Origin of the sequence: Pseudoalteromonas sp. CO109Y (assembly GCF_004208935.1) — a bacterium.
GTDB classification, from domain to species: domain Bacteria; phylum Pseudomonadota; class Gammaproteobacteria; order Enterobacterales; family Alteromonadaceae; genus Pseudoalteromonas; species Pseudoalteromonas shioyasakiensis.
In genome coordinates this window covers 99,853-121,876 of sequence record NZ_SGPD01000042.1, presented here as the reverse complement: position 1 = coordinate 121,876, position 22,024 = coordinate 99,853, and the positions used below count along the sequence as shown (strand labels likewise).

14 protein-coding genes are annotated in these 22,024 nt (G+C 40.2%); 12 read left to right on the top strand and 2 right to left on the bottom strand.

Annotated elements, in window-relative coordinates; genetic code table 11:
• The first annotated feature begins 46 nt into the window (after positions 1-46).
• Positions 47-1,210: a hypothetical protein gene (locus tag EXT43_RS18320; RefSeq protein WP_062565694.1), complete on the top strand. Its 1,164-nt coding sequence runs from the start codon at positions 47-49 to the stop codon at positions 1,208-1,210.
• Here EXT43_RS18320 and EXT43_RS18315 read toward each other — a convergent pair.
• Positions 1,204-2,127 (bottom strand): hypothetical protein, encoded by a 924-nt coding sequence (locus EXT43_RS18315; protein WP_062565693.1) that lies wholly within the window; start codon positions 2,125-2,127, stop codon positions 1,204-1,206. The genes EXT43_RS18320 and EXT43_RS18315 overlap by 7 nt on opposite strands.
• A gap of 42 nt (positions 2,128-2,169) precedes the next feature.
• Entirely contained in the window at positions 2,170-4,092 is a 1,923-nt protein-coding gene (locus EXT43_RS18310) for a bifunctional diguanylate cyclase/phosphodiesterase (RefSeq protein ID WP_062565692.1), read from the bottom strand.
• A gap of 1,192 nt (positions 4,093-5,284) precedes the next feature.
• Between EXT43_RS18310 and EXT43_RS18305 the strand changes: the two genes are divergently transcribed.
• The 11 genes from EXT43_RS18305 (at position 5,285) to rluF (ending at position 21,915) form a co-directional block, all read left to right on the top strand.
• Positions 5,285-5,584, top strand: coding sequence for an isoamylase early set domain-containing protein (locus EXT43_RS18305; RefSeq protein ID WP_054562386.1), 300 nt, complete (start codon positions 5,285-5,287; stop codon positions 5,582-5,584).
• 8 nt (positions 5,585-5,592) lie between these two features.
• Positions 5,593-7,569, top strand: coding sequence for a 4-alpha-glucanotransferase (malQ, locus tag EXT43_RS18300; protein WP_130167629.1), 1,977 nt, complete (start codon positions 5,593-5,595; stop codon positions 7,567-7,569).
• Positions 7,569-9,806, top strand: a complete 2,238-nt coding sequence (gene glgB / locus EXT43_RS18295; protein ID WP_062565690.1) for a 1,4-alpha-glucan branching protein GlgB — start codon at positions 7,569-7,571, stop codon at positions 9,804-9,806. The genes malQ and glgB overlap by 1 nt, the downstream gene beginning before the upstream one ends.
• Entirely contained in the window at positions 9,796-11,853 is a 2,058-nt protein-coding gene (gene glgX / locus EXT43_RS18290) for a glycogen debranching protein GlgX (RefSeq protein WP_130167628.1), read from the top strand. The genes glgB and glgX overlap by 11 nt, the downstream gene beginning before the upstream one ends.
• The gene (locus EXT43_RS18285) at positions 11,846-14,368 is read left to right on the top strand and encodes a glycogen/starch/alpha-glucan phosphorylase (protein ID WP_062565688.1); all 2,523 of its coding nucleotides are present in this window, start codon (positions 11,846-11,848) and stop codon (positions 14,366-14,368) included. Before glgX ends, EXT43_RS18285 begins: the two co-directional genes overlap by 8 nt.
• 18 nt (positions 14,369-14,386) lie before the next feature.
• Entirely contained in the window at positions 14,387-15,688 is a 1,302-nt protein-coding gene (gene glgC, locus EXT43_RS18280) for a glucose-1-phosphate adenylyltransferase (RefSeq protein WP_054562381.1), read from the top strand.
• A 123-nt stretch (positions 15,689-15,811) separates the two neighbouring features.
• Complete coding sequence (locus tag EXT43_RS18275; protein ID WP_130167627.1) at positions 15,812-17,350, top strand: glycogen/starch synthase; 1,539 nt, start codon at positions 15,812-15,814, stop codon at positions 17,348-17,350.
• A 91-nt stretch (positions 17,351-17,441) separates the two neighbouring features.
• The gene (locus tag EXT43_RS18270) at positions 17,442-18,656 is read left to right on the top strand and encodes an HDOD domain-containing protein (protein ID WP_130167626.1); all 1,215 of its coding nucleotides are present in this window, start codon (positions 17,442-17,444) and stop codon (positions 18,654-18,656) included.
• A 7-nt stretch (positions 18,657-18,663) separates the two neighbouring features.
• Complete coding sequence (locus EXT43_RS18265) at positions 18,664-19,746, top strand: DUF418 domain-containing protein (protein ID WP_082710912.1); 1,083 nt, start codon at positions 18,664-18,666, stop codon at positions 19,744-19,746.
• A 43-nt stretch (positions 19,747-19,789) separates the two neighbouring features.
• Entirely contained in the window at positions 19,790-20,881 is a 1,092-nt protein-coding gene (locus EXT43_RS18260) for an ABC transporter substrate-binding protein (protein ID WP_062565685.1), read from the top strand.
• Positions 20,882-20,970: 89 nt separating this feature from the next.
• Complete coding sequence (gene rluF, locus EXT43_RS18255) at positions 20,971-21,915, top strand: 23S rRNA pseudouridine(2604) synthase RluF (protein ID WP_062565684.1); 945 nt, start codon at positions 20,971-20,973, stop codon at positions 21,913-21,915.
• Positions 21,916-22,024: the final 109 nt, after the last annotated feature.

The window sequence follows — 22,024 nt, the reverse complement described above, 5'->3', positions numbered from 1 at the left end:
TTTGTCTATAATAACTGTTACTCGTTAGTTATTTAGGCTTGTATTGATGCTTGCTTCATTATTGCTGTCACTCACTGTAGCTCAGCCTTTTCAGTTAGGTACTAACTTACCAATTAACGCACCACACAACGCAATTACGCATGTTGAATGTATTTTCAAGCAAATCAATGTGCCATTTCACTTGCAGAAGTTACCTTGGTTAAGGGCTAAAAGGGAAGTGCAGCTAAATCGGCTCGATGGTTACTTTACCGCAAACCTGTTATCGCAAATGCAAGAGTATGGTGAGCTTTCTGCCCCGATGTTTTTAGAAAACTGGTACTGGTTTACCCATGCAGATTCAGCTTCAATAGCCGAACACGATCTTCGTTATGGCGTAGTAAGAGGGAGTCATCAGGCGGATTGGTATCAATTAACTAATCGGAAAATTGAAGTCGAAGTCAATACCACCCAAGAGCTTATAAAAGTATTTAAAAAGCAGCGGGTAGATAGAATTTTGCTTGATTTAGAAGAGTTTGAATTCAATGCTGTGCAGTTACAGATAAAGCCGGATGAATATACTCAAACATTCTATCGTTACGTACCTTTGGGTTTATTTGCAGCAAATAAAACACTCGAGGAGTTTCCTGAGTTTTTAAAAACCTTTAACAGCCACATAAGTAGCTGCTCACAAAGCCCTTTTGTGTTGTCAAAAATTGAAAAACTTACTTTAGTGCAAGGGCTTTTAGAAAAAATAAAGCAATTAGCGAATTCAGAACAGGTGCAGCAAGCAGTAATTAAAAGTAATCAGCAACCACTCGCACAGCAAGATCTCGAACAGCTTGATCATCAGTGGGCACAACAAGTCCGTGACAATACATCTATACTGGCAGAGCGCTACTTAAAACTTGAAGGTTCACAATTCTTACAAGTATGGCAAAAGCAGATGCTAGGTGTTATTACAGAAATAATTGTCAGCGATAAACAAGGTAAAAATGTCATTATTAGTGAAGTCACAACTGACTATTGGCAGGGTGATGAAGCCAAATTTTTAAATATGTACCAGCAAGATGATGACTATTACATTGATACAGTGGAGTTTGATGAATCGACTAAACACTTTCAGGTACAGTTTAGTGTGCCCATATTTGATAAGGAAAATCAGCACATGGGAGTGCTGATATTAGGTGTAGATATCGAAAAAGCGCTCTCTAATAACGCACTTAGTCATTGATTGGTTTTGGGCGCTTTGCGAATGACTTTCTTTTCGACTTCATCGAGCTTTATAACATAGGCATTACCGCCAATGCCTTTAAACTCTTCGTCTGTAAAAACAATTGTGTTGTCATCGTAAAAAGTGATTGCTTCTTTTTGCGTTACGATCCCGAGATCAATACGAGATACATCTCCGGAAAAAAACTTATCGCCTTGGTAGTTTTCAAATAACCAAATGCTGGTTGAATCTAGTAGAACTAACTTGGTTCTATCAGGGCTTAGAGCCGCAGAAGTGATCCAACAAAGTTTTTCCATTGTGGTGCAAGTTTGAAACGAATCTATTAATTGTGCATCAAAGTTAGCCGCATGATCGCCAACTTTATACACTTTTGTAATACCATCAAATGGCTCAGTGCGATTTTTAGTAAATAAATAGAGGTGTCGGCCAAGGGCTACAAAGGCCTCCAAATCAAAGTTACGTTGATCTGGTTGGATTGGGCTGCCGTCCATTTCAGGATAAGTGAACTTGATTATCTCTGCTTCTGTGGTGTCGCTTTTGATATCGATAGGGTTTTCTATTTTATAAATAGTTAACCATTTTCTGTCGTTTTTATTATTGCCAAAGTCGCCCAAGAAAAAGTGACCAAATTTGTTTTGTGTCATATCTTCCCAGTCAATGTTTTTAGCATTGGTTACCAAAATTTCTTTTGCTATAGAGCCATCTTCATTAAGACGGTAAAGTTTTGGCTCGTCACCGCTGTCATTAATAGCCCAGAGTCGATTGAACTTATCAAATTCGATACCGGAGATTTCTCTCAGTTTTGGGTCTACCGTTAAACGTTTTTTGCTGTAAAGGGTATAAATAGAAGAGCCGACCAATAATCCAATGATGGTGACTGATAAGATAAAAACTGTAAGTAAGCTTTTTTTTAACATTAACAAGGGAATGGCTTTGAATAATGTCGTTAGTATAACTTACTAAAGCGGTTGCTGTATATTCCAAACCCCTGTTCCAGTAACAGACATAAAGTTAATGTTATCTTGCAATACTTTATGGCCAACATTAACAGACGACTCAGGGTGGCTCACTAGGTAGCCTTGAACACTGTTTATGCCCATCGATTTAACTAGTTCAAATTGAGCGAGTTCTTCAACTCCTTCGGCGACAACTTTAAGGCCGAGTTTTCGGCCAAGTTCACTGACAGAGTGCATTATTTCATTGTATTTAAGGTTGTCGTTAGCTTGCGCAACAAACAGTTTATCAAGTTTGATCACATCGATAGGTAAGTCTGCAAGAGTACTTAACGAGCTAAAACCGGTACCAAAATCATCAATCGCAATGGTGATCCCTTCGCTTCTGAGTTTTTCTAACGATTGAATAATCTTGTTGCTTGCTTTGATTAAGGTTGATTCGGTTATTTCTAGCATCAGCGCTTTTGCAGGCAGCCCCGTTTTGGCAAGCTTCTCCATGACCCACTCATAAATATCGTAATGTTTTAATTGCACGCCGGATATATTCACAGAAATAGATACTTTCTTCATCCCCGCATTATACCAAGCAGACATTTGCCTACATGATTCCAGCATGATCCAATCACCAAGTTCTAGTATCAGATTAGACTCTTCAGCAATGGGGATAAACTCATCAGGCGTGATTGAGCCTTCAACAGGGTGATCCCAGCGAACTAACGCTTCGAAGTAGTCAATGGCACAATCATCTACATGTACAATAGGTTGAAAAGACAAATGAAAACTGCTGCTAGCAATAGCAAGACGCATTTCTTCTAGCAAGTAATGATAGCGCCTAATCTTTTTACCCATTTCAGGAGAATAGACTTTAAAAATTCCACGACCATCTGTTTTGGCTCGATACATGGCAACATCAGCCATCTGCAGTAATGCTTGTGGGGTGGATGCACTATCTGGGTAAACCGCTATACCTATACTAGCGCTAATTTTGATTAGCTTGTTACCTAAGACAAAATCACGTTCGATTTCGTGCAGCACATTTTGTGCAACCTCTAATGCTTTGTCTTTATCATCTTTTAAGTTAATGAAAATAGAGAACTCATCACCACCAAGGCGTGCTAAGTTTTGTTCTAATTGACTAATTGGGGAAATATTACTTATTTTATGATGGCGTAAAACACTGCTCAAGCGTGTTGCTACTTGAATTAACACATCGTCACCAAAACTGTGACCAAAAGAGTCATTTACTTGTTTGAATCCATCTAAATCTATAAATAGTAAAGCACAGCTGAATTTATCCATCTCAGCAAGTCTCAATTGTTTGGCAAGGTGTTCTATATAGGCATGTCGGTCAATAAGGTGGGTTAACTTATCTTGATAAATACTGACTTCAGATTCACGTGTGTAATTAGTTATATGGGTTGTAAGTGTTTGAAAGTTAACTTGTAACTGTTCAAGCTGTGTATGCTTGTTTATACCTGATTCACTGGCTAAGTTTAGGCTGTTGAGTAATTCAATTGCTTTAGTATTGAGCATCTTGAGAGTGTATTTCTCATGATTATTTTGAAATCTTAAGTTAACTAACCAACTGATGGCTAATGCTAACAAGATTAAAATGATAATGTTTACCGGTGAGAATAATGTAGTGAGTATAAGATCCGAAGTCATCGCGGTTACGACTGACTCATTTGTTGTATTAATAACAATATAAGAAATATTATTATCGTAAACTAAATGCTGGCCACTTAACACGAGGTTATACCAAGGAGCTGTTACCACTGTAACATCTGTACCTTGGAAGGTATGTAGTTCTAAGCCTTTTGGCGCGTACATCAAATCATTGACCTGTTTAGTCAAGAAGATATTTAAGCCATATATAAAAGCTATTAAAGTTATAATACTTATTGATAAAGTTCGAAGAGCATTGGCCATACATTACTACCATTGTGGTGTCTTTGTTTTACAATAAAACCTCACCAGTTAATACATCGAGTATATTGTTTGTATCTAGATTAGACAAAACCTTTCTCATACTTTGGGGCATGGATGAGTATAGAATGTGAAAATTCATAGTCATTAGTGTTAATACTCTAAAATGTTTTTCTTATGCTAGTTAATTGAAGTCTTACTTTTATACTGCATTGTTGCTATTCATCGAGCAAACTTTAGCACTGGTACGATAAAAATGCTTAGATACTTTCATACTAATAATATTTATGGTTATTGTTTAGCTAAACAATAAGTCACCACTTAGTATTTATTTTATTATCTCTTCTCGCCATGTGTGGAATTTATTATTTTTTCGGCTGATTGTTAATTATTAAATGTTATATACCAACTTTTGATGTGGCCTGCTAGTTTTAACCTAGCTATTCTTGTGGTCAGAAAAAGTGGTTATAACATTACTGAAAAGCAGCACTGTTAATGCTTTCAGGGATTGGTAGTCCGTTCGAATTTACGCTTTTCTACTTATTGTGTTTGTATATGCACTGAGATAATTTTTAAAAACGTTAATTGGGTAGTGCGGGATTAGCGTCTGGTTTATAAAATTAAATTTGCGTTGCGTTTTATCATTTTTCATGTGATAAAAAATTAAAAATCAGTCAAAAATAAAGATTTTATTACCATCTTGTTTGTTAATTTATTTAACGAGGATGTACGGTGTAAATCTGTTTTGTCTTGTTTTTATAAATTGTTGGCAGTGTATTTTTGACGAACGAAGTTGTGTTTATTTTAGTATGATTGCTCTAACTTTTCACTTCAATTTTATTCACTTTACCCAATCTAAATTGTTATCTATTTTTTTATAAGTTGCGAATAGGGTTGATAAAAAAGGTACTGAAAATAAAGTATATTTTATTATCAACTTGGTTCAGTTATTGCTCGTAATAATACAGCAATATGATTGTTGTAGTTTTTGTGTGTTTTATGCACTATGGTGGTGCGAAAAACATACAGATGCACTGTCATAATGCGTAAATATAGGTTTGGTTTACTAGATTCAAACTTGATGTTTTAGTAAGCAAGTTTAGAAACCTGAAACGCACAGCTTCCGCTGAATGAGTCGTTGAATGCGGTACTGTGGCAAGGATTAATTTACCAATTGGTTGAATTGGAGCCCACTATGCTAAGTAAACGTTTTTTTAAAACTAAAGACGAAACAGAAGTTACCTTTGAATTTCAACACCCTGATGCTGATGATGTGCAATTAGTTGCAGAGTTCACAGATTGGCAGCCAGTGCCAATGAAGTTTAATAAAAAAGAACAAGTATTCAAATGCAAGCAGCGCTTACCGCTTGATCAAGAATTTCACTTCCGTTACTTAATCAATGGCGAAACATGGGACAATGACCACCAAGCAGATGGTTATATTCCTAACGGTTTTGGTACTGATAACAGCATTGTTAATACCCAACGCGCTTAGGTATTTTGATGCAGTCACTTTCGCAGTTATATTACCTGCATGGCATAGGCTATGAATATACTAAATACACTGGTGAGCATGTTATTTTCGATGAAAGTACACGCATGCAGGCACTTAGTTGTTGTGGTGTAGATACTCAGGATACTGATGCAATTAACCAACTTAATTTTGCATTGGATGCAGGTACATGGCTGAATTTGTTGCCTCATACAAGCATTATTGAGGCACACCACCCAATTTTGAAAGTACGCGTTGATGAGCGTTTATTATCACGCTCATGTACTCTAAGCGTGCCTTCGCTTGATATTCATTTTACTTGTGAAAACTTACAAGGTTTAGCTATTCTTGGTGATTATGGTCTAAACGGTATTCGTTATCTTGAACTTGCATTGCCAGTTCCTGAAATGCCAATTGGTTATCATGATGCACTCATTACTGTGGCAGATCAGCAATCTCACAGTCAGCTTTGGATCACACCTAAAGAAAGCTTCTCTATTGATGACAAAAAGCGTTTGGGCTTATCCATTCAGCTTTATAGCTTATGCAATGAAGAGGGGTTAGGAATTGGTGACTTCGCTGACTTAACAAAGCTTATTAAAGCAGCCGCGACTAAAAACATGGATTATGTGTTGCTTAATCCACTGCATTTACTGTTTGAACACAGCCCAGAGAGGGCGAGTCCCTATAGTCCAAATAGCCGAGCGTTATTGAACCCGCTGTATATTGCAGTGTCATTATGCGAAGACGCCAAAAATAATAATGCACTTATTAAATTGTTAGCGGATAAACCGCAAACCGATGCGACTTACATTGATTATACATCAGTTAGTGACTTTAAATATCAAGTGTTTAGCTGTTTATATCAACACTTTTGTGAATTTGGCTCAGCAGAGCGAAAACAGCAGTTCACTCGTTTTTGTGAAACCCATAAACACAGTCTTGCAACTATGTTGGTTGGGGACCGTGATTATGCTAGCTATTTACAATGGCAAGCTCACCTTCAATTAAATATCTGCCAGCAAGCTGCCCGTGACAGTGGTATGGCAATTGGTCTTATTAATGACTTAGCCGTTGGCTGTGCAGGTGATGGTAGTGAGTTCAAGAGCCAAAATGAATTATTTGCCGAAAATGCACATGTTGGAGCTCCGCCAGACCCTTGGGCTGAACATGGTCAGAATTGGGGCTTACCGGCACTTAATCCACAAAAGTTAAGTAAAGACAATTTTGCTTTTTATCGCTCACTTATCCGCGCCAATATGGAAGATGTTGGTGGTCTTAGAATTGACCACGTTATGGCGATACGCCGACTTTGGTGGTGTTTTGAAAATAACTCCCAGCAAGATGGTTGTTATGTCTATTATCCCTTTGAACAACTATTAGCAATTCTAAAGATTGAATCTCACCTCAATCAATGTGTGGTGATTGGCGAAGATTTAGGTGTTGTACCTAATGAAGTGCGTGAAGCACTAAAAGCAAGTGCAATCTATTCAAACGGGTTGTTTTACTTTGAAAAGGACCACCAAGGTGAGTTTTTAGCGGCTGAGCATTTTGCTCCTCATAGTCTTTTAATGATAGCCAACCATGACGTACCACCATTTAAAGGCTGGTGGATTGGCCATGATATTACGATTAAACAACAATGTGGTTTGCTTGATGATGAGCAAACTCGGGCTCAATTCGATGCGAGAAACATTGAAAAGCATCGTATGCTTAATTTTATCGCACGAGAGTCAAATCAGCATTTATCGTTAGAAACAGATGCCTTTACGGTTTATGAAGCGTTGGCATCCTCATTAGCGGCAGCACCAGCAAAGCTATTTACTATTCAAATAGATGACTTAGATCAGCAAATACTGCCTGTAAATATCCCCGGTACTGATAAAGAGTACCCAAATTGGCGGCGTTTATTGTCGCGTCCAGCGGCGCAGATTATCGAAGCGCAACAGTCATTCTTAGCCAATTTAATTTCGATAAGGAATCAATAATGCGAAGTCGTGTTCGTCAAGAGCAAAGTGCACAACCTGTTATTTATCAAAAACAAATCGATGCATTAGCCAGTGGTTGTTTTAGAGATCCTTTCAGCTTTCTTGGGGCGCATAAAAGTGGCCCTACAAGCTATGAAATTCGTTGCTTTTTGCCTGGCGCAAGCAGTGTTTCGATTCTGCTTGGCACAGAAAAAATCGTTGCGCAGCAACAAGGTGATAGTCATTTATTTATCGCAAATATCAAATCAAAAACTAAGCCTGACTACCAGCTAGATGTTAGCTATAGCAATGAATTTACTCATCAACAATACGATGAGTACAGCTTTGAAAGCAGCTTAGATGAACAGGCAATGTATCTGTTTAATGAAGGCAGTTTAGAGCATGCGTATCAACATTTTGGTGCACATTTTGTGACTCAACAAGGCGTTGATGGTGTTCGCTTTACAGTGTGGGCGCCGAATGCCAGTAGTGTATCGGTTATTGGTGAATTTAACTATTGGCAGCGTAATCGTCATTTTATGCGTTTTCATCCTGCCAGTGGGGTATGGGAGTTATTTATTCCTGGGCTTAAAGAGCATCAATGCTATAAATTTGCTATCACCACTCTAACAGGAGAAGTGCTTGATAAAGCCGATCCATTTGCGTTTAAGATGCAACAAGCACCGGGTACGGCGTCAGTGCTACAAAAGCTAAAAACAGGTATTCAGCTTTCTGAAAAGGCGTTAGCAAATCGTGCAAAACGAAACAGTATTGATGCGCCTGTTAGTATTTATGAAGTGCATGCGGGTTCTTGGCAAAGACGAGATGATGGCGAGCGCTATCTCACATGGCGTGAACTTGCTGATAATCTTATTCCTTACACAAAAGAGCTCGGTTTTACGCATCTACAATTAATGCCAATCAGCGAGTACCCATTTGATGGTTCTTGGGGTTATCAACCTGTTGGATTGTTTGCCCCGACCAGTCGCTATGGCAGCTTTGAAGATTTTGTTTACTTTGTCGAGCAATGTCACGAAGCCGATATTGGCCTTATTCTTGACTGGGTACCAGGTCATTTCCCAAGTGATCCCCATGGTTTACATCGTTTTGATGGCACCCATCTATACGAACATGCTGATATTAGGCAAGGTTTTCACCCTGATTGGAATACCTATATCTACAATTATGATCGCGCAGAGGTTCGTAGCTTCCTAATTGCGAATGCAATGTATTGGCTGCATGAATTTGGCATTGATGGTTTACGCGTTGATGCGGTTGCCTCAATGCTTTATCTAGACTATAGCCGTGAAGAAGGGCAGTGGGTTGCAAATCAATACGGTGGCAGAGAAAATTTAGGCGCCATTGAGTGCTTAAAACAAGTCAATATGCGCTGCTATGCAAAAAATCCGGGCATTATGATGGTGGCCGAAGAGTCAACAGCATGGCCTGGTGTTACGCGCCAAGTTGACCATGATGGTTTAGGTTTTGGTTATAAGTGGAACATGGGCTGGATGAACGACAGTTTGCATTATATGCAGCGCGATTCAATTTACCGTTCGCATCACCACCATGAAATGACGTTTTCAATGGTTTACGCCTACAGCGAGAACTACATTCTACCGCTTAGCCACGATGAAGTGGTGCATGGTAAAGGCTCATTAATTGAAAAAATGCCAGGGGATGACTGGCAAAAGTTTGCGAACTTACGTGCATATTATGCCTTTATGTGGGCACATCCAGGTAAAAAATTATTGTTTATGGGGGCAGAAATCGCCCAGCGTAAAGAGTGGAATCACGACCAATCGCTTGATTGGCATTTACTTGAACATATTAGCCACAGAGGCATGCAGCAAACGATTAAAGATTTAAATGCTGTATACACTAGCACGCCAGCTTTATACGAGCAGGATACAAGCCCTGCGGGTTTTGCGTGGCTTGATAGCAATAATGCTGAGCAAAGTATGTTTAGCTTTATTCGCTATGCAAAAAAAGCTGAAGACTTTGTGGTGGTGATCTGTAATTTAACGCCGCAGGTGTATCACGACTACGTGATTGGTGTGCCAAAAGCTGGTACCTATCAAGTTATTTTGAATACCGACAAAGAGGATTATTTTGGTTCCGGCGTTGAAGCAACTAATCATGCAGAGCAAATAATTGTAAGCCAAGCGAAAGAAAGTCATGGCTTTAATCAAAGTATTAGTATTTCTTTGCCTGGCCTTGCGACAATTTACCTTAAGAAGGTGAGCGATGAGTCATAGTGTCGAACTAGAAGTCGGTGTGAGCTCACCTTTAGGGGCGTCTGTTGTTGGTGAGGGCGTAAACTTTGCTGTGTACGCACCACAAGCACAGCATATGTCTCTGTGCTTATTTGATAGCAGCGGTCATTCAGAAATTCTTACCCTTGCGATGCATATGAACGAAGGTGGCATCTGGACACTGAAAGTGAGCCCTCTGAAAAGTGGCGCCTTGTATGGCTTTCGAGCTGATGGTGAGTACGCACCTGAAAAAGGACTATTTTTTAATAATCACAAATTGCTGTTAGACCCTTATGCCCGCGATTTGTATGGTGAGTTTACCTGGAGTGAACGTCACTATGGGCAAATGCCTGTAGGAAAGTTAAGTCAGGTTAATAATGCCATTGATATGCCAAAATCACGAGTCCGTGAACTGGCACCTTACACAGGTAAAAAACCGAATCACTGCTGGGGAAAAACGGTAATTTATGAGTGTCATGTGGTTGGTGCAACCTGCCGCCACCCTGAGATCCCAAAACCGTTACAAGGTAAGTTTTTAGGTTTAAGCCATCCTAGTTTTATAGAACATTTACGTACTATTGGTGTGACTTGCTTAGAGTTATTACCCGTTCATGCTTTTATCAGTGAGCAGTTTTTAACAGCCAAAGGCTTACAAAACTACTGGGGCTACAACACACTTAATTTCTTTACACCGCATAAAGAGTATCTGGTTAATGATGATATTAGCGAGTTTCAAGAAATGGTGGCGGCGCTTCACAAAGCAGATATCGAAGTAATACTCGATGTGGTTTATAACCACACAGCAGAGGCGGGCACAGATGGACCTATCTTGTCGCTACGTGGCTTAGACAATCTAGGTTACTACCGCACCGTTGCTGATAAACCCCAGCATTATATTAATGATACCGGCTGTGGTAACACCGTAAATATTGATTCGCCTCGCTCTTTACAGCTGGTACTTGATAGCTTGCGTTATTGGGTTGAAGTGATGGGAGTCGATGGCTTTCGTTTTGACTTAGCAACCATTTTAGCGCGTAACCCAAATGGCTTTAATCAGGCACATGCGTTTTTCCAAGCGATTAATCAAGACCCAGTACTAAGCCAAGTTAAACTGATTGCAGAACCGTGGGATATTGGCCCAGGTGGTTACCAATTAGGGGCTTTTCCTGCGCCTTGGCGTGAATGGAATGATAAGTATCGCGATACGATAAGACGCTTTTGGAAACAAGAGCAGGGCGTAATTGGCGAGCTTGCAAAACGTTTACATGGTTCGTTTGACTTGTTTGAGCACAACCTACGTGGGCCACTTAACAGTATTAACTTTATCACCAGTCATGATGGCTTCACGCTTGCTGATTTAGTCAGCTACGAGCATAAACACAACGAAGCTAATGGTGAGCAAAATCGTGATGGCCACGGTGGCAATCACTCATTCAATTGTGGTGTCGAAGGGTTTACCAACGATCCACAAGTGAGCAAATTACGCTTACAACAACAAAAAAATATGCTGTTAACTTTGTTACTTTCTAAAGGCGTGCCTATGCTTTCATTAGGAAGCGAAATGGCACACTCACAAGGCGGTAACAATAACGCCTATTGTCAAAACAATCGCACAAGCTGGCTTGCATGGAAAGACTCACAATTCAGTCATCCTCTAACTCGATTTATTGACGATGTTCTGCGCATTCGCAAGCAGTTCAGTATTTTTAAACATCGCTTTTTTGTTCACGATAATGACCCACGTTATGACGTAGCGTGGTTCACCGAATCAGGCTCCAATATGCAACAAGACGATTGGCATCAAGGTGATCGCCAAGTGTTGATATACAGCCTGACCGACAAGCATACAAATCAAGCTTTATTGATCATATTAAATGCAGGTGCAGAGCCGGTAACTTGCCAACTTCCGAGTTTAGAAAAAGGAAAGTGGCAGTTAGCACTGACCAGCATTCATCCTATGTCAACACAATTTGTTGATAAGGAACACCAGATTGCTGCAATGAGCAGCTGGGTTTTTACCGCCAATTCAGAGGATCTAAATCATGGCTAAAAATGCCGATCAAGTATGTATTGTAAAGGGCTGGCAGGATGCGCCTACAGTTGATGAAAGTACACTAGATGATGACTTATCACGCCATTTTTATTACACCCTTGGGCGTGACAAAGTGGGTAAATCACAGCTGTATTTATACCATGCATTAGCATTAACTATTCGTGACCGATTAGTTGCTCGTTGCCGTGTGACCAAACAGCAAATCCATGAACAAAAACGCCGTAAAACAGCTTACTTATCACTTGAGTTTTTAATGGGGCGTGCTCTTGGTAATGCGATTTTGAACTTAGACTTAGATGAGCAAGTCGCTAAAGCGTTACAAGAATACTGCACAGAGCTCGAGCAAGTTGCTGAGGCTGAGCATGATGCAGGCCTTGGTAATGGTGGTTTAGGGCGCTTAGCTGCATGCTTCTTAGATAGCTGTGCAAGCCTTGCATTACCTGTGGTTGGTTATGGTATTCGCTATGAATACGGCATGTTTAATCAAGCTATTGAAAATGGTCATCAAATTGAACAACCAGATAACTGGCTACGTGAGGGACACCCGTGGGAACTAAGTGCACCTGAGCAATCAAAGCGCGTAAAATTCTTTGGTCATGTTGAAAGTTATACTGATAAATATGGTCGTGAGCACCGTCAATGGCTAGATTCTCATGATGTTTTAGCTGTGCCTTATGATGTGCCAATTCCGGGTTACAAGAATGATATTGTAAATACCTTACGTTTATGGAAATCAGAAGCAACAGACGAATTTGATTTGAGTGAGTTCAATGCGGGTAGTTACTCAGAAGCAGTAGCGCGTAAAAACTTAGCTGAACAAATTACCATGGTTCTTTACCCGAATGACAGCAGTGAGAACGGTAAAGAACTGCGTTTACGTCAGCAGTACTTCTTATCATCAGCGAGCTTACAAGACATTATTGACACGTGGGTTAGCAAACATGGCGAAGACTTCTCTGATTTTGCTGATTACCATGTTTTTCAATTAAACGATACGCACCCTAGTATTGCTGTTGCTGAGCTTATGCGTATTTTGGTTGATGAGTATGAGCTTGATTGGCAAGAAGCCTGGTCTATCACGACTAAAACTATGGCTTATACAAACCACACTTTGCTTCCTGAAGCATTAGAGAAGTGGTCAGTATCTTTATTTGCTCGATTATTACCGCGTATTTTAGAAATAATCTACGAAATCAATGCACGTTTCCTCGCTGAAGTTGCGTTAGCATGGCCAGGTGATGTTGAAAAACAACGTGCGCTATCGCTTATAGAAGAAGGCCCTGAGCCACAAATTCGCATGGCGTATTTAGCGATTGTTGGTAGCTATTCGGTGAATGGTGTGGCTGCACTTCACACTGAGCTACTTAAAGCGGGCCTATTCAATGAGTTTTATCAGCTATGGCCAGAGAAGTTTAATAACAAAACCAATGGTGTAACACCTCGTCGTTGGTTAGCACATTGTAATCCTGAGTTGGCTAAACTGCTTAATCAACATATTGGTGATGAATGGGTTGCAGACTTTAGTAAAGTTAGTCAGGTACGTCGTTTATATGACGACCCTAAATTCCATAAACAATGGCAAGCTGTAAAACACAGCAATAAGCAACGCCTTGTTGAGTTAGTGAAAAACCGCTGTGGCGTAGAGTTTGATGCCGAAATGATGTTTGACGTGCAAGTGAAACGTATTCACGAATATAAGCGTCAGCTATTAAACGTATTGCACGTTATTCACCTTTACGACCGTATTCGCCAAGGCGATACAGCAAACATTGTTCCTCGTTGTGTGCTATTGGGCGGCAAAGCTGCACCAGGTTACTACATGGCGAAGAAAATTATTAAATTAATTAATAACGTAGCAGAAGTGATCAACAAAGATCCGCTTGCTAAACCGTATTTAAGAGTTGCTTTTTTACCTAATTACAACGTGACAGCAATGGAAACTATTTGCCCAGCGACGGATTTATCTGAGCAAATTTCTACAGCAGGTAAAGAAGCATCTGGCACAGGTAACATGAAGTTCATGATGAACGGCGCATTGACTATAGGTACGTTAGATGGCGCTAACATCGAAATTCGTGATGCTGTGGGTGCTGACAACTTCTTCTTATTTGGTGCACGTGCAGAGCAAATTGATGATATCAAAGCGCACTATAACCCTGAGCAGATTATTCACCAAACTGACAGCCTCTATAAAGTAATGCAATTACTTGAGAGCGGTCACTTCAATTTGTTTGAGCCTAATTTATTTGACGACATTATTGCGGCAATTAAGAGCCCGCACGATCCATGGTTAGTTGCTCATGATTTTGCCAGCTTTGTAGAAGCGCAAGAGCAAGTTGAACAAGCCTACTTAGACACTGCTCACTGGACCAAAATGAGTATTTTGAATACTGCAGCCAGTGGCATGTTTTCGAGCGATAGAACCATTAGTCAATACAGTGACGACATCTGGCATTTGGAGCCATTACTGGATACTAGTGCACAGCAAAACACACAGAAGAAAAGCAGCTAGCTTAAGACGGAGAGAGTTATGCCAAGTTATGCAAACCGATACATAAGTAGTTTAACCAGAGAAACGTATGCCCTAATTCTTGCCGGTGGTCGCGGCTCACGTTTACATGAATTAACTGACTGGCGTGCTAAACCAGCAGTCTATTTTGGTGGTAAACACCGAATAATCGACTTTCCATTGTCGAATTGTATTAATTCAGGTATTCGTCGAGTTGGTATTGCTACTCAATATAAGTCGCACTCGTTAATTCGTCACGTAAACCGTGCATGGGGTCACTTTAAGAAAGAATTGGGTGAATCTGTAGAGATTTTACCTGCATCTCAGCGATATGGTGACGAGTGGTATTGCGGTACAGCTGATGCGGTATTCCAAAATATGGATATCATCCGTCATGAACTGCCTAAGTATGTCATGATCCTCTCTGGTGACCACGTGTATTGTATGGACTACGGTGGTTTGTTGGCAAAACATGTTGAGACAGGTGCTGATATGACGGTTTGTTGTATTGAAGTACCTTGCGAAGAAGCTGCAGATACATTTGGTGTAATGACGGTTGATGAAAGTAATCGTGTCCGTCGTTTTGATGAAAAGCCTGCTGAGCCAACGTCTGTACCGGGTAAACCAGGAACCTGCTTAGCATCAATGGGTAACTATATTTTCAATACTGAGTTCTTATTTGAACAATTGAAAAAAGACGCAGAAACGGAAGGCTCAGGCCGTGATTTCGGTCACGATATCATCCCAGCTATCATCGAAGAGCATAACGTGTTTGCATATCCGTTTAGAGACTCTAACACAGATGGTCAACCATACTGGCGCGATGTGGGTACGCTTGATTCATTCTGGGAAGCTAACATGGAGCTGGTAATGCCAGAGCCTCAGCTTGACCTTTATGATCCAAAATGGCCAATCTGGACTTATCAGGAGCAGTTACCACCTGCTAAGTTTATTTTTGATGATGATGACAGACGTGGAATGGCTGTTGATTCAACAGTTTCGGGTGGCTGTATTATCTCTGGCTCTAAAGTTAAAAAGTCACTGCTGTTCTCGAATGTATATGTTCACTCATTCTGTGAAATTGAAGAGTCTGTGATTTTACCTGGTGCGAAAATACAGCGAAATTGCCGAATTAGGCGTGCTATTATTGACCGTAATTGTGAGATCCCAGCAGGTCTAGAAATTGGCTACGATCACAAAGCTGACAAAGAAAATGGCTTTAGAGTCTCGAAAAAAGGGATTGTGTTGGTAACTCGTGATATGTTGAATGAACTTGCAAAAAAGTTAAAACAACAAGAGCAAGATAATAAACGACTTGCTTAAGCAATCGCGTTAAATGAAAAAGGGAGGGCATGTCCCTCCCTTATTTATATTTGAATAATACCAATTCGCTTAATTAAGTATTATTGCTGATTGGTATAACAGTTTTATGGAGTACTGCAAAGCATGCATGTATTGATGGTAGCTGCAGAGAATGATGCATTACCGAATGCAAAAGTCGGTGGTGTAGCGGATGTTGTTAGAGATTGTCCTAAAGCTTTAGTTGAAAAAGGCCTTAGTGTTGATGTGGTGATCCCTGATTATGGCTTTGATTATTTGGAGCGTCATCACATAGGTGTTGTGCATGTGCCATTTGCAGGTCAAATGCAAAAACTGGATGTGTGGAAGCTCGCTAAAAGTGATGAAGGTGTAACGCAACTGCTTATATCTCATTGGGAATTTAGCCGCCATAATGGTGCTGTTTATTGTAATGATGAACCAGGCCGCCCGTTTGCAACCGATGCAAGTAAGTTTGCTCTTTTCAACGCTGCAGTTTGCGAGGCTTTATTACAAGGGCTTATCCGCACGCCGGATGTTGTGCATTTACATGATTGGCACAGTGCTTGTGTTGCTCTATTACTTAAAACAGATAGCCGCTATAAAAAACTATCGCACTTATTTTTAGCTTACACAGTACATAACCTTGCATTGCAAGGGATACGCCCTTTCAAAGGCGATAGCTCAAGCCTAGAAGCCTGGTTCCCAAGTCTAGGTTATAACGGCGAAAGGTTATGCGATCCGCGTTATTTTGATTGTTTTAACCCAATGCGCAGCGCAATTAATCTAGTGGATAAAGTTCATCTTGTATCGCCAACTTATTGCCAAGAAGTATTGCGCCCTAGTGATGCAGAAAAAGGCTTCTTTGGTGGTGAGGGGCTTGAAGCTGACCTACAAGCTGCTTATGAACAAGGCCGCGTAGTGGGCATTCTTAATGGTTGCGAATACCCTGGAATGAAGCTTGAGGACATTAGTTTAGCGAGCCTTTATCAACATGCCGAAAATGCATTATTTCAATGGATGGCAAAAAGTCCTGTTTTAGATTCAAGCTATTACATAGCGCATCAACGCTTACTTAAATTTAAAACTCAGCCGTTTTCAGGGCCATTAGTAACCAGTGTGGGCCGTTTAACGGACCAAAAAGCACTGTTACTTCGCCAGCCTTTTGATAAAGGACTGGTGTTAGATGAGTTGTGTCAGCGCTTAAAACAACATAACGGCTATATGATTATTTTAGGCTCAGGGGATGCTGAACTTGAGCAAATTATGACATCGGTTATGGCTCGCCAAGAAAACCTGCTATTTTTAAAAGGGTACGCACATTTTGTTGGCGAATACATGTATCACTTAGGCGATTTATTTTTAATGCCAAGTTCGTTTGAGCCATGTGGTATCAGTCAGATGTTAGCAATGCGAGCAGGTCAGCCATGTTTAGTCCACGGTGTTGGCGGTTTGCGTGATACGGTAGAGCATCATGTGAGTGGTTTTAGTTTCCAAGGTGAGAGTTTAGCATCACAAAGCTACGAACTTGTTACTAGTTTTAGCGATGCGCTTGAGCTTAAAAAATCACAACCAGAACAATGGTGTGCAATTTGTGAACAGGCTAAAAATGCCCGTTTTACGTGGCAATCCGTTGCAGAAGGCTATTTATCAGGCTTATATCAATAAAAAATGCGTGATTCATGGTAATTAAGTGACTTTTTTGTCAATTTCAGCTATTAATTACTTAGTGTGAGATAAAATATAAAAAGTAGGTAAAGTGGCTATATTTGTTGCTAGGCAAGCGGTCTTTAATCGTCGTCAACAAGTTGTCGCCTATGAGCTACTATTTAGAGATAGTTTAAAAAATAGTTTTCCTGATGTGTCAGAGAGTACGGCAACGGCTCGGCTGATTATGGAAAACCAGCTCAATTTAGGTACCCGTCATATTACGTCGGGCAAAAAAGCATTAATTAATATAGGTCCAGAGTCTTTGAAGCTGGACCTTTGTGCGTTTTTGCCAACTCAAGATGTGGTGATTGAGTTACTCGAAACTATGGAACCTACCGACGAAAATTACGAATATTGTCGCGAGCTTTTTCACAACAACTACAAGTTGGCACTGGATGATTTTGTTTACCAACCTGAGTGGGATCGCTTTTTAAAACTTATTCGTCTTATCAAGTTTGATGTTCAGCAAACACCCTTTGAAGAAATTGCCCCTGTTGTAAATAAGCTTAAAAAACATAAAAAAATAAAGCTTTTGGCAGAAAAGCTTGAAACAGCCGATGATTACGACAAAGCCTATAAAATGGGCTTTGATTTCTTTCAAGGTTATTTCTTTGCTAAACCCAAAATGATTCAGCATCGCGATATTGATTACAACTACGCGCTGGTATTATCAATTTATGCTGAAGTCATGCGCCCAGATCCAAATATAAGTGAAATTGCGGGCTTGTTCTCGTTAGATACCGCACTTGCTTATAAATTGCTGCGCTTAATTAATAGCGGCGTGTTTCCTATTAAAAGCAAAATTGGCTCTCTAAAACAAGCGCTTGTATATTTAGGCCATGAACGACTGAAAAAGTTTGTTAGCCTAATTATTACTGCCCACAGTGCCCAGTCAAAACCAGCCGAGCTTACTCGGCTTTGTGTTGTTAGAGCGCGCTTTTGCGAATTAATAGCGCAGCGTGTTGCTAAGCAACAAACAGGTGAGGCATTTTTAACGGGACTGTTTTCGTTGCTCGATGCCATATTAGATCAGCCAATGGAAAAGCTATTGGATCGATTGCCGTTTCCTGACGAAATTCATGCTGCTCTCATGCAAGAAAAAAATATCCTCTATTACATACTAGAAACCGTCAAAGCTTACGAAACTGGCAGTTGGTGGGCACTTGAACAGGCTGTTGCCTATTTAAGTATTGAAAGTGCTGACCTTCCCAAGATATACGAAAATGCGGTAAATTGGAGCGATAGCTGCAGACAGAACCTATAAGGGATTTATGCGCAATATAAATATGGATGTTTTACGGGGTATTGCAGTACTCGGCTTGATGTTTATGAACATCTACACTTTTGCTGTGTTCGAGTACGATTATACCCCAAGTGCTACGCCACCACTTTCAGATTCACTAATATACATTTTTAATACTGCTTTTATTGATGGGCGCTTTAGGAGCCTTTTTTGCTTGTTATTTGGTGCCTCTTTAGTTATTCAATGGCAGCTTTGGCAAAGCGTCGAGAAGCAACATAAGCGACTAAAAGTTTTGGCTTTTATAGGCCTTGCCCATGGTTTTTTATTGTGGGCTGGCGATATTTTGTTTATTTATTCTTGTGCAGGCTGGTTAACGCTTAAATTTAGCCAGCAAGATGACGAAAAAATACTGCGTATGGGCATGCTGTTTTTACTTCTTGGTGCCTTCATTTCATTTTTACTCTCCTTTATAGAGCCAGAGTTTAGCCCTGTAACGAGAAGCTCTGAGAGTTTTTTAATGGCATATGACGCGGCTTATTCTTCTTATTTTGCAGGATTCGTCAGTAACTTTTTGATTTTTATAATAATGCTTATTGCTGTGCCACTCATCACAATGTGGATGGCTGCAGGGTTAATGCTGGTGGGCGTTTATTTATATAAACAAGGGGTATTTGTTCAAGGTTTAACACACTCTCAGCTTAAGTTGATTACTGCTGCAGCGATAAGTTTTACGGCCCTAAGGTTGATGATAGAGCCTGACCAAAGTGTATTCATGTACGCGATTGCTGAACCGATTAATTGGCTTGCTGCTTTAGCTATGGCCATTTGTTATTGCCACATCATTGTGAAAATAGTTAAAAATTCCCCCAGTAACTGGTTGCTGTTACAGCAAGCCGGTCGCATGTCATTAACGCTATATCTAATGCAAACAGTGATTTTTATCCTGTTTTTTAAAGTCGCATATCCAACCGCAGCACTTAATTTTGATCGCATAGATTATTGGTTGGTTATTGCTATTGTGCTTGTTTTTCAATTGTTTTTTTGTAAAGTGTATAGTCAGTACTTTACAAATGGTCCGTGTGAATTAATTTGGCGGAAATTGTCTAGATAATTCCTCGTATACTACAATCAAAGAAAAACAAAGCGGAGTGGTAATGCGAGTTTGCTTGTTGGTTTTTACATTGCTTTGCTGTTCACCACTTTATGCTGGCGAGCAATTCTCTGTGCTGTTAGTTAATCCCTCAGTTAAAAGCGATGTATTTTGGCAAAAAGTCACTGATGTGATGCAGGTTGCTGCCAAGCAAAATAATGTTTCTCTCACAACAATTTATGGTGGTGGAAATCGCCACATTCAATTAGCCGAACTCAAACAATACCTGCAATATAAGCCCAAACCTGATTACGCAATTTTAATCAATTACCCAGGTGGTGCAGAGCAGTCAATGAGCTTGCTTGAACAACATAAAGTGAATTTTATCACCCTTGAAGAAACGATTGTTGGCGTAGAGCGTGACGAAGTGGGTAAACCCCGTCAGCGCTTTAAGTATTGGTTAGGTGAAGTATTTCACGATAACTTCAAAGCGGGTGAGCAACTTGGCAAAGCCTTACTTGATGAGGCGATAAATACAAAGCAAACACCTCACTTTGTTGCTATCAATGGCCATTATGGCACTGAATCTGACACCCGTAGTGACGGCCTTGTCCATTATTTACGAAAACAAGATGTTGAGCTTGAGCAAGTTGTGTATGCCAGTTGGAATAAGCAAGAAGCCGAGAATAAAGTGAGCCGATTATTACAACGATACCCAGATACGAATGTGATTTGGTGTGCGTCTGATTTAATGGCGCAAGGTGCCCTAGAAGCAGTAAAAGGTAAAAAAGATAAAGCCTATTTCATTGGTGGCATTGATTGGCTTGATGATAATTTAGACTTAATAGAACAACAAAAACTCACAGCCAGTGTTGGCGGGCATTTTATGATGGGAGCATGGGCTTTAATTAGCGTGGTCGATCATCATAATGGGAACCCTTATTGGCAAAATCACGATGAGATTAAGTTTCAGCTTGGGGTGATAACAAAGCACAATATTCAAAGTTATAGCTGGCTAAGAAACATCAAAGATTGGTCGGTTATCCCTTTTGAAACCTTCTTACTGCAAAACAGCAAAAGCACTGAGTACGCCTTCGATTTTGATACGCTACATAGTTTATTGAGCGAAAAGCCCAAAAACGCAGCGCAACACTAAAAGTGTAGTGAAAGAGCCTAGATTCTACCTAGCTTGGTAAAGGCTTCTGGTATAAACTAGCGGCTTTAAAATCCAGACAGAAGTGTGCCATGACAGAGTTAAAGCGATTAAATAAATTTATCAGTGAAACAGGTTTTTGTTCACGCCGTGAGGCAGATAAATATATTGAAGAAGGTCGTGTTACTGTTAACGGCAGCTTGCCTGAAATGGGCGTAAAAGTTAGTGAAGCCGATGATGTACTTATTGATGGCAAACCTTTAAAAGCAAAGCCTAAGCTGGTTTATATTGCCTATAACAAACCTGTTGGTATTACATGTACGACTGAGCGAAAAATCCAAAGCAATATTGTTAAAGCCGTTAATTACCCAGAGCGTATTTTCCCAATCGGACGCTTGGATAGACCTTCAGAAGGCTTAATTTTCTTAACTAACGAAGGCGACATCGTTAATAAAATTCTTCGCGCTGGTAATAATCATGAAAAAGAATACGTAGTGACGGTTGATAAGCCACTTAATCGCCAGTTCGTGAATAAGATGGCAAACGGTATTCCTATCCTAGATACCGTTACTAAAAAATGTAAGGTTAAACAAACAGGCCCGCAGCAATTTACTATAGTGCTAACACAAGGCTTAAACCGCCAAATTCGCCGCATGTGTGAATATTTAGGTTATGAAGTGGTGACTCTTAAACGCACACGTATCATGAACGTTACCCTAAAAGGTTTAAAAGTAGGGCAGTGGCGTCATTTAACCGAGCAAGAAATGGCAGAGATCAATAACTCAATTGCCGACTCAGGTAAAACAGAAGAGCGCTCAATTGATGAAAACAAACAGCCAACGCAAGCTCGTGCTAAGCAAAAACCACGCAATGAAGAAGAAAAAAAGCGCGATTTTTCTAAATACGTGAAAAAAGCACGTAATGATGCCAAACAAGGTCAATCAAGAGCAAAGGCTGGCAATTCGCACTCAGCAAAACCAAATCAAACGAAACGTAGCAGCACCAAACGCACAGGTACATTAAGCCTGAAAAAGTAAGCTTGAGCTTTTAAAATGTAGTGTTTGAATAGCTTTTTAAGCTGTGGCAGTTTTAGTTACCAGTCATTCTAATTAAGAAAAAGCCCTAACAGTTTGCTGTTAGGGCTTT

What these genes read in the sequence shown, in the direction of transcription:
- glgB (WP_062565690.1), top strand. Translation starts at nt 7,569, where the DNA reads ATGCGAAGTCGTGTTCGTCAAGAGCAAAGTGCACAACCTGTTATTTAT.
- rluF (WP_062565684.1), top strand. Translation starts at nt 20,971, where the DNA reads ATGACAGAGTTAAAGCGATTAAATAAATTTATCAGTGAAACAGGTTTT.
- EXT43_RS18285 (WP_062565688.1), top strand. Translation starts at nt 11,846, where the DNA reads ATGGCTAAAAATGCCGATCAAGTATGTATTGTAAAGGGCTGGCAGGAT.
- EXT43_RS18305 (WP_054562386.1), top strand. Translation starts at nt 5,285, where the DNA reads ATGCTAAGTAAACGTTTTTTTAAAACTAAAGACGAAACAGAAGTTACC.
- EXT43_RS18275 (WP_130167627.1), top strand. Translation starts at nt 15,812, where the DNA reads ATGCATGTATTGATGGTAGCTGCAGAGAATGATGCATTACCGAATGCA.
- glgC (WP_054562381.1), top strand. Translation starts at nt 14,387, where the DNA reads ATGCCAAGTTATGCAAACCGATACATAAGTAGTTTAACCAGAGAAACG.
- EXT43_RS18260 (WP_062565685.1), top strand. Translation starts at nt 19,790, where the DNA reads ATGCGAGTTTGCTTGTTGGTTTTTACATTGCTTTGCTGTTCACCACTT.
- malQ (WP_130167629.1), top strand. Translation starts at nt 5,593, where the DNA reads ATGCAGTCACTTTCGCAGTTATATTACCTGCATGGCATAGGCTATGAA.
- EXT43_RS18320 (WP_062565694.1), top strand. Translation starts at nt 47, where the DNA reads ATGCTTGCTTCATTATTGCTGTCACTCACTGTAGCTCAGCCTTTTCAG.
- EXT43_RS18315 (WP_062565693.1), bottom strand. Translation starts at nt 2,127, where the DNA reads ATGTTAAAAAAAAGCTTACTTACAGTTTTTATCTTATCAGTCACCATC.
- EXT43_RS18265 (WP_082710912.1), top strand. Translation starts at nt 18,664, where the DNA reads ATGCGCAATATAAATATGGATGTTTTACGGGGTATTGCAGTACTCGGC.
- glgX (WP_130167628.1), top strand. Translation starts at nt 9,796, where the DNA reads ATGAGTCATAGTGTCGAACTAGAAGTCGGTGTGAGCTCACCTTTAGGG.
- EXT43_RS18310 (WP_062565692.1), bottom strand. Translation starts at nt 4,092, where the DNA reads ATGGCCAATGCTCTTCGAACTTTATCAATAAGTATTATAACTTTAATA.